The sequence below is a fragment of the Roseovarius sp. BRH_c41 genome (assembly GCF_000961715.1).
GTDB lineage: Bacteria > Pseudomonadota > Alphaproteobacteria > Rhodobacterales > Rhodobacteraceae > Roseovarius.
Genome location: NZ_LADY01000026.1, coordinates 88,275 through 101,669 on the forward strand (window position 1 = coordinate 88,275; position 13,395 = coordinate 101,669).

The 13,395-nt window shown below is 60.9% G+C and carries 13 protein-coding genes; 8 read left to right on the forward strand and 5 right to left on the reverse strand.

All coding sequences use genetic code 11. The annotated features are described in order from the left end of the window. Nucleotides 1–12 precede the first annotated feature (12 nt). Nucleotides 13–882: a hypothetical protein gene (locus VR71_RS08920; protein WP_045683102.1), complete on the forward strand. Its 870-nt coding sequence runs from the start codon at nt 13–15 to the stop codon at nt 880–882. Here VR71_RS08920 and VR71_RS08925 read toward each other — a convergent pair. Next, nucleotides 867–2,333 carry a cobyric acid synthase gene (locus VR71_RS08925; protein WP_045683104.1) on the reverse strand — a complete coding sequence of 489 codons (1,467 nt, stop codon included), beginning with the start codon at nt 2,331–2,333 and terminating at the stop codon, nt 867–869. The genes VR71_RS08920 and VR71_RS08925 overlap by 16 nt on opposite strands. Nucleotides 2,334–2,487: 154 nt before the next feature. Next, nucleotides 2,488–2,808: a DUF6280 family protein gene (locus VR71_RS08930; RefSeq protein ID WP_037248548.1), complete on the reverse strand. Its 321-nt coding sequence runs from the start codon at nt 2,806–2,808 to the stop codon at nt 2,488–2,490. Between the two features lie 217 nt (nt 2,809–3,025). On the opposite strand from VR71_RS08930, the gene efp reads away from it, so the two are divergent. The 3 genes from efp to VR71_RS08945 all read left to right on the forward strand — a co-directional run bounded on the left by efp (nt 3,026) and on the right by VR71_RS08945 (nt 5,173). Next, nucleotides 3,026–3,589 (forward strand): elongation factor P, encoded by a 564-nt coding sequence (gene efp / locus VR71_RS08935; protein ID WP_009819145.1) that lies wholly within the window; start codon nt 3,026–3,028, stop codon nt 3,587–3,589. Between the two features lie 201 nt (nt 3,590–3,790). Then, nucleotides 3,791–4,507, forward strand: a complete 717-nt coding sequence (locus VR71_RS08940) for a cytochrome c (protein WP_045683106.1) — start codon at nt 3,791–3,793, stop codon at nt 4,505–4,507. 72 nt (nt 4,508–4,579) lie between these two features. Further along, nucleotides 4,580–5,173, forward strand: a complete 594-nt coding sequence (locus VR71_RS08945) for a NapC/NirT family cytochrome c (protein ID WP_045683107.1) — start codon at nt 4,580–4,582, stop codon at nt 5,171–5,173. 27 nt (nt 5,174–5,200) lie between these two features. On the opposite strand, the gene VR71_RS08950 is transcribed toward VR71_RS08945, so the two are convergent. Both VR71_RS08950 and VR71_RS08955 read right to left on the reverse strand, forming a co-directional pair. After that, the gene (locus VR71_RS08950) at nt 5,201–6,808 is read right to left on the reverse strand and encodes a peptide chain release factor 3 (RefSeq protein WP_045683108.1); all 1,608 of its coding nucleotides are present in this window, start codon (nt 6,806–6,808) and stop codon (nt 5,201–5,203) included. Nucleotides 6,809–6,849: 41 nt separating this feature from the next. Then, complete coding sequence (locus VR71_RS08955; protein WP_045683111.1) at nt 6,850–7,863, reverse strand: Hint domain-containing protein; 1,014 nt, start codon at nt 7,861–7,863, stop codon at nt 6,850–6,852. 213 nt (nt 7,864–8,076) lie between these two features. Here VR71_RS08955 and VR71_RS08960 point away from each other — a divergent pair, with 213 nt between their 5' ends. The 3 genes from VR71_RS08960 to VR71_RS08970 all read left to right on the forward strand — a co-directional run bounded on the left by VR71_RS08960 (nt 8,077) and on the right by VR71_RS08970 (nt 10,955). After that, nucleotides 8,077–8,856 carry an SDR family oxidoreductase gene (locus tag VR71_RS08960; protein ID WP_045683113.1) on the forward strand — a complete coding sequence of 260 codons (780 nt, stop codon included), beginning with the start codon at nt 8,077–8,079 and terminating at the stop codon, nt 8,854–8,856. 136 nt (nt 8,857–8,992) lie between these two features. Further along, nucleotides 8,993–10,360, forward strand: coding sequence for a sodium:proline symporter (locus tag VR71_RS08965; protein WP_045683115.1), 1,368 nt, complete (start codon nt 8,993–8,995; stop codon nt 10,358–10,360). 64 nt (nt 10,361–10,424) lie between these two features. Beyond that, nucleotides 10,425–10,955 (forward strand): DUF3833 domain-containing protein, encoded by a 531-nt coding sequence (locus tag VR71_RS08970; protein ID WP_045683116.1) that lies wholly within the window; start codon nt 10,425–10,427, stop codon nt 10,953–10,955. A gap of 282 nt (nt 10,956–11,237) precedes the next feature. On the opposite strand, the gene ribA is transcribed toward VR71_RS08970, so the two are convergent. After that, nucleotides 11,238–12,326 carry a GTP cyclohydrolase II gene (ribA, locus tag VR71_RS08975; protein WP_009819136.1) on the reverse strand — a complete coding sequence of 363 codons (1,089 nt, stop codon included), beginning with the start codon at nt 12,324–12,326 and terminating at the stop codon, nt 11,238–11,240. A 157-nt stretch (nt 12,327–12,483) separates the two neighbouring features. Here ribA and VR71_RS08980 point away from each other — a divergent pair, with 157 nt between their 5' ends. After that, nucleotides 12,484–13,170 carry a response regulator transcription factor gene (locus VR71_RS08980; protein ID WP_009819135.1) on the forward strand — a complete coding sequence of 229 codons (687 nt, stop codon included), beginning with the start codon at nt 12,484–12,486 and terminating at the stop codon, nt 13,168–13,170. Nucleotides 13,171–13,395 lie beyond the last annotated feature (225 nt).

Here is a 13,395-nt window from a genome sequence, read left to right on the forward strand (position 1 = left end):
TGGTATAAAAATATGTCCGACCCCGTGACCAATGTGGAAATCGAGGATGTCCTGTCGTCGATCCGGCGGCTGGTGTCGAACGGTCAATCCGATCGCAGCCCTGAGACGAAAGCCGTGCCGCATGGAGTTTTTGACTCCGGGGCGGAGCGGTTGGTGCTGACCCCGTCCTTGCGGGTGGATGGCACGCGGCGGGCGGACACCGCGCCCGATGTCGCAGAGGTGCCGCTTGCTGAGGAAACTCTGTCGGATCACATGAGCATATGGGAGTCCGAAGCAGATCCCGAGACACCCGTGCAGGACAGCCTGTCCGAGGACACCACACCAGAAGATCCGGAGCCGGACAATCAGGAGCCGGAAGCTCTTGTGGTTGAGCAGCCAGAGACCGAGGCGCAGGGTGAGCCCGAAGCCGAGCTGCAACGTGACCTTCAATCCGAGCTGGGCACGCAGGCTGCCGAGTTTGAGGCGCTCGTGGCCGGACGGGACGATCAATGGGAGCCGGATGGTGCATCCGGGGACGATTACGCTGGGGGTCCGGTTTCGGCGATCACCTGGACTGAGGCGGTTGAACCCTCAGAAGAGGATGAGGCATCAGCCGATCCTGATTGGGCCGAGGCGGATGATCTTGGCTCAGAGCGCCATACGCAAAACTGGCAGGATGCGGAGGACGCGCAGGAGAGCGCGGAGCAATCGTCTGCGGCGGGGCGCACCGATGCTCTGTTTATGGATGATGCGGTTCTGGACGAGGACGCGTTGCGCGATCTGGTCGCCGAGATCGTTCGGCAGGAGTTGCAAGGCGCGTTAGGGGAGCGGATCACCCGCAATGTGCGCAAACTCGTGCGCCGCGAGATTCACCGGGCGCTGACCAGTCAGGATTTCGACTGAGCCGGGATTTCCGCGCTGAGCGACAAGAGCAGATCAAGGTCCATGTGCCGCTCCAGATGTGCGGCCAAGGCATCGAGCGTCGTCTCGACATCGGCCCCATAGCGCAGGTCTGACACGGCACCCAATCCCGCGAGAAACGCAGCGCGAAACGGGTCTGAGGCGAAAAGCCCATGCAGATACGCGCCGCGCACCCGACCACTGGCCGAAGCGGCCCCTTCGGGGCGATCCCCGACGTGAAGCCATGCGCGGGCGCAATCCGGGCCGGTTGTTATGCCGAGATGGATTTCATAGCCCTCGACGGTCTCGCCGCTGGCGAGATAGGTGGCCTGCGTCAAGGCCAGCCGCTTTTCCGGCTTCATGACCGTGACCACATCGAGATGCCCCAACCCGGCGACCGACGCGGGCGAGCCTTCGATGCCCTCGGGATCTTCGATCCGTTGACCCAGCATCTGATAGCCGCCGCAGATGCCCAGCACATGCCCGCCGCGCCGGATATGGGCGGCAAGGTCGATATCCCAACCCTGGGCGCGGAAATGCGCCAGATCGGCGATGGTGGATTTGCTGCCGGGGATCAGTACCAGATCGGCATCCCCGGGCAGGGGCTGGCCTGCGGCGATGATCTCGACGGTGACGTCCGGTTCGCTGCTCAGAGGATCCAGATCGTCGAAATTGGCAATGCGACCCAGTCGGGGGACCACCACTTTGAACGCGCCGCCCTTTGTCGAGGCGATGTCCATCACATCCTCTGCCGGAAGGCGCCAGGCATCGGCGAACCACGGCACGACTCCAAGTGAGGGCCAGCCCGTGCGCGCCGCTATCTCGTGCAGACCGTCGTCAAACAGGCTGACATCGCCACGAAACTTGTTGATGGCAAACCCCTTGATCCGTGTGGCATCGTCGAGGGGAAGCACGGCTTGGGTGCCGACGATTTGCGCGATGACGCCGCCCCGGTCGATATCGCCGACAAGGATCACTGGAACGCCAGCGGCCTCGGCAAAGCCCATGTTGGCGATGTCACCGGCGCGCAGGTTGATTTCCGCCGGGCTGCCTGCGCCCTCGATCAACAGAAGATCGGCTGTGGTGGCGAGGCGGTGAAAGCTCTCCAATGTCGGAGCCAGCAATTGTGGCTTTGCCCGGGCATAATCGCGGGCGCGCAGTGTGGCAAAGCGGCGGCCCTGCACGATCACCTGCGCGCCGATGTCGCTCTCGGGTTTGAGCAGGACCGGGTTCATGTCGGTGTGGGGTGCACGGAAGGCGGCCAAGGCCTGAAGCGCCTGTGCGCGGCCAATCTCGCCGCCATCCACCGTCACAGCGGCGTTGTTGGACATGTTCTGCGGCTTGAAGGGGGCGACGCTCAGGCCGCGTCGGGCAAATGCGCGGGCGAGCCCTGCGACCAGCATCGACTTGCCCACATTCGAGCCAGCCCCCTGAATCATGATCGCGCGTGTCATTCCGATGTCCCGTTGCTGTCCTTGGGCGGTGATACAAAGTGCCGGGGCGCAGCGGAAGGCAGATCACGTCACAGCGTGCCGTTTTCCCGACCCAAAAGCAAAAGCCCTGCCAAAATTGGCAGGGCCTCGACTATTCGGCGGAGTGTGCTGCCTCTCAGGCGGCTTCGGCCTGTGCGGCGGCATTGCGGCGCTCGCTCTCTTCGCGAGAGAGGGCCACGGAGGTGCGCACGCCCTTGGATACGAAATCCATCAGGCCAGACACAACGCGCTCATTCGGGTCAATTCCGGCGCAGGACAATACTTCGCGTCCATCGCGGGACCGTGCCCAGCGGGCAATCTGCTCGGGGCCGTTGCCATATTTCTTGTCGTCGGAAATGGCATCATCCAGCGCGGCCAGTACGACGGCCGCAAAGAGTTTACGAGCACGGTTGCCCTGTTCGGCATTGAAAGCCGTACCGTCAACGAAATCCTTCATCATTCGTCCTTGTTCTTATTGCTCTTGCGTTTTGGGCGTGACGGACCTTATGGCGGAGTTTTTGTGATTCGGATAGAGCACATATGCATAACTTCTATGCAAATACTGCATATCTCCGCCCGACACGTAACGACATTTCGTTGTCTTGCCACCCATCATCCCTCCAGATATAGGGAGCAACAATCCCTTATCAACCTTTTGTCATGGTTTGAACGCAATGCCCAAGATCAACGGAAACGAAATTCGCCCCGGCAATGTGCTGGAACATAACGGTGGCCTCTGGGCCGCGGTCAAGGTCGATCATGTGAAACCCGGCAAGGGCGGCGCCTTTGCTCAGGTCGAGATGAAGAACCTGCGCAACGGCACCAAACTCAACGAGCGGTTTCGCAGCGCCGACAAGGTGGAGCGGGTGCGGCTGGAACAGAAGGACCAGCAATTCCTCTATGAAGAGAACGGCAAGCTGGTGTTCATGGATACCGAAACCTATGAGCAAATCGAACTGCCCGCCGATCTGTTGGGCGAGCGCCGCCCGTTTCTTCAGGATGGCATGACCATCACGGTGGAATTCCACAACAGCGAAGCGCTGCATGCCTCCTTGCCGCAAAAGGTGACTTGCAAGATCGTCGAGACCGAGCCGGTGGTCAAAGGCCAGACGGCTGCCAACAGCTTCAAGCCTGCCATCCTCGACAATGGCGTCAAGGTCATGGTGCCGCCGTTCGTTGGTCCGGATGAGGATATCATCGTCAACACCGAGACCATGGAATATTCCGAACGCGCCTGAGGGCGTATCTCGGGTCTGTAGGCGGTCCGTGGTGGCAGGTCAGATGCGGCCTGTCACGCGACCGCAGTCAAGAGCCTTTGGTTTAACGTGATGATCTGCATCAAGATAAACCTTTTGAGACTGGCATATACTCCGAACGGGGAGGTCATCTGAGAATTGGCTCTCAGGTCCATTCCTCCCTTGTGGTTTTGGAGGAATGCAATGATTTTTCAAGCAAAGACCAAGACGTGTGGTTTGCCAGTGATGTTGGCGGCTCTGTCTATGGTAGCCGGAACTGCGGCCTATGCCGCCGATGAAGGCTCGATCGCGCGGGGTGGCCGGCTCTATGACAAGTGGTATTCGGTAATCGGACAAGACGCACCGGCCGCGTCGCACAAGCTGTATCCCACGGATGCGGAATACGCCGACAAGCCCGGAACAAATTGGCGCTGCAAGGAGTGTCATGGCTGGGACGGCATGGGTGTGGATGGCGCCTATTCCGGGGGCAAGCATTTTTCCGGGATCAAGGGCATAAATGGCATGAAAGGTGGCGATCCGGCGGCGGTTGTTGCGCTCTTGTCGGCCCCGGCGCATGGATATGGTGACTATCTTGGCGAGCAAGATCTGACTGATCTGGCGAATTTCGTGGTCCAAGGGCAGGACGCCTATGCCGATTACGTCAGCGACAGCAAGATTGTCGGGGACGTCGAGCGTGGCAAGCAGGTCTTTGGCACCGTCTGCGCCAATTGCCATGGAGCAGACGGAAAGCTGCCCAAGGAAATGCCTCCGCTGGCCTCGCTCACCGGTAACCCGTGGGAGTTGATGCACAAGGTGCTGAACGGTCAGCCCAAAGAAGTAATGCCTGCGCTGCGGGCGTTCGATCACCAGAACGCAGCAGATGTGATCGCCTATATCGAGGCGGAATTGCCCAAGGAATAGAGCGCGACCGCGCCACATGAACGACCGGGCGCATATTGATGTGCCCGGCGCAACTCTTGGGACACAACGGTGATGATGAAACGTTTTAAACAACTGTGGCACTGGTTCACACGGCCTAGCGTTCTGATTGGGCAAGGGGTGCTGCTGGTGATTGGTGGGATCGGTGGGATCATCTTTTGGGGCGGGTTTCACACCGCCATGGAGGCAACCAATACGTTAGAGTTCTGCGTCTCCTGCCATGAGATGCGAGACACGGTTTATGAGGAATACAAGACCAGCGTGCATTACAAGAATGCGTCTGGAGTGCGTGCCATCTGTTCCGATTGCCATGTCCCGCATGAATGGGCCCCAAAGGTGGTGCGCAAGATCCAAGCCAGCAATGAGCTTTGGCATACGCTGCGCGGAACCATCAACACGCCGGAGAAATTCGAGGCCAAACGCGAGCAGCTTGCCATGCATGTCTGGGCAACGATGAAAGCTACAAATTCGCGCGAATGCCGCAACTGTCACAGTTTCGAAGCCATGGATTTCGACAAGCAGGCGCGCCGCGCCCGCGAAAAGATGGAAGTCGTGGCGTTGGAGGGCCATGCGCCAGACGGGTCTTCAACCTGTATAGATTGCCACAAGGGCATTGCCCACAAGCTGCCAAAGGTGGAACGCGATTGAGTGCGGCGCGACGGATGCCGCGCCGGTTCAGACCATCATCTCTTTGGTCGCCGTCAGCGTGACATCGGGGTAATCGCGTGCAACGCGGTCAATGTCCCATTGCAGGCGTGTCAGATAGACGATGTCACCATCATGGTCATGGGCGATGTGTTGCTTGTTGGCGTCAGTGAATTTCTCAACCGCCAGCTTGTCACCCGATACCCAACGGGCAGAGGTGAATTGCGAGCCCTCAAAGCGCACCGGCAGACCGTATTCCAGCTCGATCCGGCTGGCCAGAACCTCGAATTGCAGCGCGCCCACGACGCCGACAATAAAGCCCGAGCCAAAGGCCGGCTTGAAAACCTTGGCGGCCCCCTCTTCGGCGAATTGCATCAGCGCCTTTTCCAGATGCTTGGCCTTCATCGGATCGCCTGCACGCGCCTGTTGCAAGAGTTCCGGCGCGAAGGACGGGATGCCGGTTACGCGCAGGGCCTCGCCTTCGGTCAGGGTGTCGCCGATGCGCAACTGGCCATGGTTGGGGATGCCGATGATGTCGCCGGCCCAGGCCTCTTCGGCGAGTTCGCGGTCGGCGGCGAGAAAGAGCACCGGGGCCGAGACCGTCATCGGTTTCTTTGAGCGCACATGCGTGAGCTTCATGCCGCGTTTGAAATGGCCCGAGGCAAGCCGGACAAAGGCCACGCGGTCGCGGTGTTTGGGGTCCATATTGGCCTGCACCTTGAAGACAAAGCCAGTGACGGCGGTTTCTTCGGGGGCAATGGCGCGGGGAGTGGCCTTTTGCACCTGCGGTTCGGGGCCATAGGTGCCGATGCCGTCCATCAATTCCTTGACGCCAAAGGAGTTGATCGCGGACCCGAACCAGATGGGCGTCATATGACCCTCAAGCACCGATTGCGGATTGAGGGCGGGCAGGAGTTCGCGCGCCATCTCAATCTCTTCGCGCAGCTTTTCGATGAGGTTAGCGGGCACATGCTGGGCCAGTTTTGGATCATCCAACCCGTTGATCTTGATCGATTCCGCCACCTTGTTGCGGTCGGCGCGGTCCATCAGTTCGAGGCGATTGTTCAGCATGTCATAGCAGCCAACAAAATCGCGCCCCATGCCGATGGGCCAACTGGCCGGGGTCACGTCGATGGCGAGGTTCTGCTGAATTTCGTCTATGATATCAAAGGTATCGCGCGCCTCGCGGTCCATCTTGTTGCAAAAGGTCAGGATCGGTAGATCGCGCAGGCGACAGACCTCAAAGAGTTTCTGGGTCTGGCTCTCGACGCCCTTGGCCCCGTCGATCACCATCACGGCGGCATCGACTGCCGTCAGCGTGCGGTACGTATCCTCGGAGAAATCCGAGTGGCCGGGCGTATCCACGAGATTAAAGCGGAGGCGGCCAAAGTCGAAGGACATGGCCGAAGCCGAGACCGATATGCCCCGGTCCTTTTCCATCTGCATGAAGTCCGAGCGCGTGCGCCGCGCCTCGCCCTTGGCGCGCACTTGCCCGGCCATCTGAATGGCGCCGCCATACAGGAGGAACTTTTCGGTCAGCGTCGTCTTGCCCGCATCCGGATGCGAGATGATCGCAAAGGTGCGGCGGCGGGCAATCTCTGCCGGCAGATCGGGGCGGTTTGAAAGGGTGTCCAACATGGGGCCGGATATAGAGGGCTGGACGGTGCGGCGCAATATGCTCAGCGTGTGGACGCCCGTTTGAGAATGTCGGCAGCATTGGGGTGATTGAGCAAGGCTTGACCGACTTCGAATTGCAGGTGGCTGGGGGCGTTCTTGCCCGCGATTTGCTGGCTCAGCGCCTCTTTGAGATCGGCAGGAAGGGCGGCACTGGTGCGGGGATCGACCAGCAGGGTTTCGGCGGCGATGCCTTCGGCATAGATGATCTGATGCCGATCAAAGAGCAATTGCACATAGTCGACAAAACCGCCGCTCTCGCGGCGCACGGTATCGCCGTTGACCAGATGCCTCGCGCGCACCAGCACCTCGGCGCGGCCAGCGCCCAAGGCATCGGAGCGCTGATAGATGAAGAGCCGGTGGTCGGGGCTGACCAGCAGGTCGTGTTCATTGTGCAGCGCACCCGCCACGATCCGGATGGGCGCGAAATCACCCACTGCGCGCACTGTCGACTGCCCGACCCAACGGATTGGTCGCACCCCGTCATCGCGGGTCAGGACCATGTCGCCGGGTGCGAGGGTTTCGACCGGGCGCTGTTCGCCTGTCGCCATGGTGATATGGGTGCCGCGCGAAAAGGACACGCAGGCCACCTGCGCAAAACGTTGCAGCACATCGTCAGTGTCGATCCCGACCAGCGCATAGCCGGTCTTGGGCCGCATCTGGGCCAGCGGCATGGCAAAGACCTCGACCACATTGCCCGCGTCATCGACCTCGACCAGAACCAGCATTTCGGTGGTGCGCCCGGTGCCGGACATCAGGGTGAGGCAGCTGTCCAGATGCACCTGAGCGCCGGGGCGGCCCATGTCGGAATTCTGCGCGATGGTAAAGGGAGCGCCCCCCTGAAGCGACAGCGAGAGGCGGAATTGCCGGGCCTGCGCCTGCAATTCGTAGACATCATCGAGATCGAGTTCGGCGGCAAAGGACAGTGCGTCGCCCATATTGGCCCCGTTGACCACACGAAAATCAAGCCCCTGATAGACGGAGATGATGTGATCGGACAGGGCAGTGTCAGAGGTCATTGACGGGGGCGTTTCCAAAAGCTGGGAAAAGAGCGATTTCCATTCAGGTCCGCTAGCTTAGGTGTATGGCCCCATGGCGTCAATGTGGCGGAGAAACCGGGCCTCGGCGGGTGGTCCCCGTCACGTCCCCCTGAGAGGCGGGTTTTGGTAAACATCTGGCCATTCTGACGCGCAGAGTGTTAATTCCGCGTTGAAGCAGCAGGAGGACGCGAGATGGATCTGGGCATCAAAGGCAAGAAGGCGCTGGTCTGCGCCTCATCCAAGGGGTTGGGGCTTGGCTGTGCGCGGGCTTTGGCCGAGGCCGGTGTCGATCTGGTGATGAACGCGCGCGGAGCCGAGGCGCTGGAAACCGCAGCGGCGGCGATTCGCGCCGAATTCGGTGTTGAGGTGATAACGGTTGCGGCGGATATCACGACCGAGACCGGGCGCGCCGCAGTGCTAGAGGTGGCGCAGGGGGTGGATATTCTGGTGAACAATGCCGGCGGCCCGCCGCCGGGGCTCTGGTCGGATTGGGAGCGGGAGGATTTCATCCGCGCGCTCGATGCCAATATGCTGACCCCCATCGCGCTGATCAAGGCGCTGGTGCCGGAGATGATGGCGCGGGGCTGGGGCAGGGTGGTCAACATCACCTCGCAATCGGTCAAGGCCCCTATTCCAGCACTGGGGCTGTCAAACGCGGCGCGGACTGGGCTCACCGGCTATGTTGCAGGCACCTCGCGACAAGTGGCGGGCAAGGGGGTGACGATCAACAATCTGTTGCCGGGCATTCATGCCACGGACCGTGCCACCTCGCTCGACAAGGGGGTGGCGGAGGCGCAGGGGATCAGCATGGAGGAGGCCCACGCGCGCCGCTGTGCCGGTATTCCGGCGGGCCGTTATGGCACGGCTGATGAGTTCGGCGCCGCCTGTGCCTTTCTGTGCAGCCAGCATGCCGGGTTTATCGTCGGGCAGAACATCCTCTTGGACGGAGGCGGTGTGAACGCGACGCTTTAGGCGGCACCGCAGCCTTGCCCAAGGCACGGGTGCGGGCAGAGAGATCACAAAACTGTAAAGTCACTGATTTTGGGCTGGTGTCGCGGGGGTTGTGTGGCTAGCGCTAAGGCAACACAATCGGTCGGGGAAAGATAACATGCAAGCATTGGCGATCATTGGCCTCTTTGGGCTGGTCATCTTGGGTAGCCTGCTGGTCGCGCCACGGCGTGCCACCATTGAGGGGTTCTTCAATGGCACGGGGGCGGATGGCCGCGCGCCGGGGCTCTGGGTGCTGGTGCTGAGTCAGGTCACGACGTGGATCTTTGCTCGGTCACTGATGAATTCGGCCATTTTGGGATATTTCTACGGAATCTGGGGCACGCTGGCCTATGCCGCCTATTACGGGTCCTTTGTGACGGGCGGCTTTATCGTGAGCCGTCTGCGCGCCCAAGGGGCGGGATCGGTGCAGGATTGGCTCGGGGGCCGGTTCGGGGCCACGGGCAATGCCTGTTACAATTTGGTGATTGGGCTACGGCTCTTGTCCGAAGTGTTCGCCAATTTGCTGGTGGTGGGGTTGATCTTTGCGGCGGCCCTGCCGGAAATGGGCGTGGCGCGTGATGCGTCGATCCTGATCGTGGCGGTGCTGGGCCTGATCTATAGCGCATGGGGCGGGCTAAGCGCCGCATTGCGCACAGATGTCTTGCAGATGCTGGTGTTTCTCGCGGTCTTTGCGGTGGCTTTTGTCGCGCTCGTGCTCAGCCCCGGGTTTCACATCGGAGCGGTGCTGACGGCACCGGGCACAGCGGGGGCGTGGAACGGGCAGATACTCTTGCTGGTCGCGCTGTTGCAGGTGTTCTCTTATCCGGCACATGATCCTGTGATGATGGATCGCGGCTTTCTTGCTGATCCTGAGACGACGCGCAAATCCTTTCTGCACGCGTTCTGGATCTCGACGCTCTGCATCATCGGGTTTGGGTTTTTCGGGATTCAGGCAGGCTTGATCGGTGCGGAATATGAGGGGGAGTTGATTGGAACCTGGGCGGGCATGTTCCCGGCTTGGCTTTTTGTCGCGCTCTTGGTGTCGCTGTTGATCTCGGCGATCAGCACGCTCGATTCCGCGCTGGCCAGTGCGGCGCGGCTGGTGGTGGACGAGCTGAAACTCGGCCGGCGGTCGCTTGCGGGCGGGCGGATGGCGATGGTTGCCTTCATGGTGTTGGGGACTGGCCTCACGCTCTGGGGCAATCAGACATTGTTTGACGCGGTGGCGGTCAGTGGCACCGCGAGCATGTTCCTCACGCCCATCCTGATTGTTGGGCTGGTGATGGGGTGGTGCATTCCGCTCTGGTCGTATCTGGTGGCCTTTGGGGCGGCGATGGTCGGGGCGGTCGTTTATTTCGCGCGCGAGGCGGAGTGGGCCATGGCGATCCTGCCCGAGACGCATAAATACGAGCAGCTCTTGCTGATCTGCGCCGGGGTGCTGATCGTTGGTTTTGGCGCTGTGCTCTTTGGGGCGCGGCGCGTCTGAACCTTGCTAAGAGGCGACTTCGGCTTAGGTCCTCGGCGGTGATCACCGCAGGGGGCCTTTTCTTATGCGCATTGTCTTTATCCTGCTGTCGCTGGGACTGCTGAGCGCCTGTGCCGGGCGGCCCGATCTGAGTGACGAGCGCCTGTCTGCGCGAGAGTTCAACCTCGAAGAGTTCTTTGACGGGCAGGTGGTGGGCTATGGGCAATTTCAGGATCGGTTCGGCACGGTGCGGCGGCGGTTCGAGGTGCAGGTCGCAGGCGATTGGGATGGGCGCGTCCTGACGCTTGATGAGGATTTCACCTATGAGGACGGAAGCACCGAGACCCGCGTCTGGACCCTGACCAAAACCGGCGATCAGACATGGCAAGGCACGGCACCGGGGGTGATCGGTCTGGCGATGGGGGAAGAACGCGGCGATGCCTTCAATTGGCGCTACACGATTGATCTGCCGGTGCCTGAGGGCACATTGCGCGTCAGCTTTGACGATTGGATGTGGCAGATGAAAGAGGGCCGTGTGTTGAACCGGGCCTATATGGACAAGTTTGGCGTGGAAATCGGCGAGGTGATCATCTGGTTTGAGAAGCAGGGATCGTAGTGGGGGCGTGGCGTCGAGAGATTGGAGGGGACATTGGCCGCAATCTCCAAAGCGCGGAATCTAGGCGCGGCACGCGCCGCCGCGCAGCGGTCATGCTGAAGGCATGCCTCTGGCATGGTCCGCCCCCTCGGGCGGGCGCTTTTGCAACGGTGCAGTCTCTTGAAATTGCGGAAGTGTTTGGCCGAGATAAAGTGCCAGCCGACTATGGTGTAGCGCCCACCCGGCGGACCGGCACTGCGCGGCTCACCGCTTGGGGCCACTGTCCGCTCTAAACCCTCTCCGTCAGAGCATATGCCCGGATTTTGCCGCCTTGGTCGCGAGATAGGCATGGTTATGCGCGTTCTCGCCCAGTTTCAGCGGCACGCGCTCGACCACGTCGATGCCGTTCTGGCGCATCATCTCGATCTTGGCGGGGTTGTTGGTCAGCAGGCGCACGGCGGAAAAGCCCATGAGCGACAGAATGCGCGCGCCGATGCGGAAATCGCGCTCGTCATCCTCGAATCCCAAACGGTGATTGGCCTCGACGGTGTCAAATCCCTGATCCTGCAGAGAATAGGCGCGCATCTTGTTGGCAAGGCCGATGCCGCGCCCCTCTTGGTTGAGATAGAGCAGCACGCCCGCCCCTTCGGAGCCCATTTGCGCCAGAGCACCGCGCAATTGCGGGCCGCAATCGCATTTGAGGCTGCCCATCAGATCGCCGGTGAAACAGGCCGAATGAAGCCGCGCCAGAACGGGCGCGGTGCGGTCTGGTTGACCGATTTCGATTGCATAATGTTCCTCACCACCGTCTTCGGGACGAAAGATATGCAGACGTCCCGCCTCGGACACCGCCAGCGGCAAGCGGGCGCTGACAACCGGGTGCAGGGGGCTGGTGGCCTCAAGCCCGAGGGCTGCGGCACTGTCGAGCAGGGTCAACCCATTGCGCGCGGCAAAGCCCGCGCCCTCGCTCATGGGCAGAACCAGAGCAGCAGGCAGGAGCCGCGCGGATTTCACCAGCGCCAATGCCAAGCGGTGCAGCTCCACGTTGCCGCCGCGTTCGGAGGTGAGCGGCCCTTTCATCGGGCTCTTGAGATCATCTGCCGGATCGGCAACCCCGAGAACCCAGCCCAGCGAGGCATCGGGCGGCACCACAACCCGTGCCAGATCGCCGTCATAGGCGCGCGCCTTGAGTGTGGTGGCGCGGCGTGCTGTAATCGCCAGACTCGGCGCGCCGCCCAGAGCGCGCAGATCGGCCAGACGCTGAGCATCCAGCGTTTCGGCGGCCATGATGAGCGCGGCACCTTGCGGCCCGGCCAGCACAACAGGCACGCCCATACGCAGGTCGCTGCGCGCACGGGCGGCGATTTCGGTGATATCTGGGGCAAGGCTCATGCGACGCTCCTGTCTTTGGACCAGAGTTAGATATAAGCTTTTGTAACGAATTGAAAGAAACGCTCGCAACGCAACACTTGGGCGTGAATGTGTTGTTGCACATCTTGCCGCCAAGTCGCTTGTACCGCATGCTCTTGTCACGGAAGGGGATACCGAGATGGCACAAGTCAAGAAAATTCTTCTCGTGGATGACGATGATGACCTGCGAGAAGCCTTGGGCGAGCAATTGGTCATGACCGAAGATTTCGACGTGTTCGAAGCCGCCAGTGGGTCCGCTGCGATGGGAAAAATCAAGGACATGATTCATGATCTGGTGATCCTTGACGTGGGACTGCCCGACACGGATGGGCGCGAACTCTGCCGGTTGATGCGCAAGCAAGGGGTCAAGGCACCGATTCTCATGCTGACTGGCCATGACGGCGACGCCGATACAATTCTGGGTCTCGATGCCGGGGCCAATGACTACATCACCAAGCCCTTCAAGTTCCCGGTGCTTCTGGCGCGGATTCGCGCACAGCTGCGCCAACATGAGCAATCCGAGGATGCGGTGTTCCAGCTTGGGCCCTACACCTTCAAACCGGCGATGAAGATGCTGATCACGGATGATGAGCGCAAGGTTCGGCTGACCGAGAAAGAGACAAATATCCTTAAATATCTGTACCGTGCGACCGAAGGTGTGGTGCCGCGCGATATTCTGCTGCACGAGGTCTGGGGTTATAATGCGGGGGTCACAACCCATACGCTCGAAACCCACATTTACCGCCTGCGGCAAAAGATCGAACCTGATCCCGGCAACGCTCGCCTTCTGGTAACAGAATCCGGCGGATATCGCCTTGTGGTTTAAAAACCACGGTTTCTTGACCTGTATCAAAGTCGTATCTGCGCGTGACGTTTAATCTGCTATTATTCAGTATGTGTGCGGTTTCACACATGAACCTCCCTGTTGGACTGCCCCGGCCCCTGTGCCGGGGACTCTTTTTCTGGGGCCGGTTTTGGCGGTCTCGACCTGGGTGGATTATTTAGTCCAGAGGCACGGCAATCGCGGCTGGAAACGCCGGGCGCATCGCTC

Excerpts from the sequence above, each read along its gene's own strand:
- VR71_RS08955 (WP_045683111.1), bottom strand. The coding sequence starts at position 7,863 with ATGACCTCTGACACTGCCCTGTCCGATCACATCATCTCCGTCTATCAG.
- VR71_RS08930 (WP_037248548.1), bottom strand. The coding sequence starts at position 2,808 with ATGAAGGATTTCGTTGACGGTACGGCTTTCAATGCCGAACAGGGCAAC.
- VR71_RS08970 (WP_045683116.1), top strand. The coding sequence starts at position 10,425 with ATGCGCATTGTCTTTATCCTGCTGTCGCTGGGACTGCTGAGCGCCTGT.
- VR71_RS08960 (WP_045683113.1), top strand. The coding sequence starts at position 8,077 with ATGGATCTGGGCATCAAAGGCAAGAAGGCGCTGGTCTGCGCCTCATCC.
- VR71_RS08950 (WP_045683108.1), bottom strand. The coding sequence starts at position 6,808 with ATGTTGGACACCCTTTCAAACCGCCCCGATCTGCCGGCAGAGATTGCC.
- VR71_RS08980 (WP_009819135.1), top strand. The coding sequence starts at position 12,484 with ATGGCACAAGTCAAGAAAATTCTTCTCGTGGATGACGATGATGACCTG.
- VR71_RS08965 (WP_045683115.1), top strand. The coding sequence starts at position 8,993 with ATGCAAGCATTGGCGATCATTGGCCTCTTTGGGCTGGTCATCTTGGGT.
- ribA (WP_009819136.1), bottom strand. The coding sequence starts at position 12,326 with ATGAGCCTTGCCCCAGATATCACCGAAATCGCCGCCCGTGCGCGCAGC.
- VR71_RS08920 (WP_045683102.1), top strand. The coding sequence starts at position 13 with ATGTCCGACCCCGTGACCAATGTGGAAATCGAGGATGTCCTGTCGTCG.
- VR71_RS08940 (WP_045683106.1), top strand. The coding sequence starts at position 3,791 with ATGATTTTTCAAGCAAAGACCAAGACGTGTGGTTTGCCAGTGATGTTG.
- VR71_RS08925 (WP_045683104.1), bottom strand. The coding sequence starts at position 2,333 with ATGACACGCGCGATCATGATTCAGGGGGCTGGCTCGAATGTGGGCAAG.
- VR71_RS08945 (WP_045683107.1), top strand. The coding sequence starts at position 4,580 with ATGATGAAACGTTTTAAACAACTGTGGCACTGGTTCACACGGCCTAGC.
- efp (WP_009819145.1), top strand. The coding sequence starts at position 3,026 with ATGCCCAAGATCAACGGAAACGAAATTCGCCCCGGCAATGTGCTGGAA.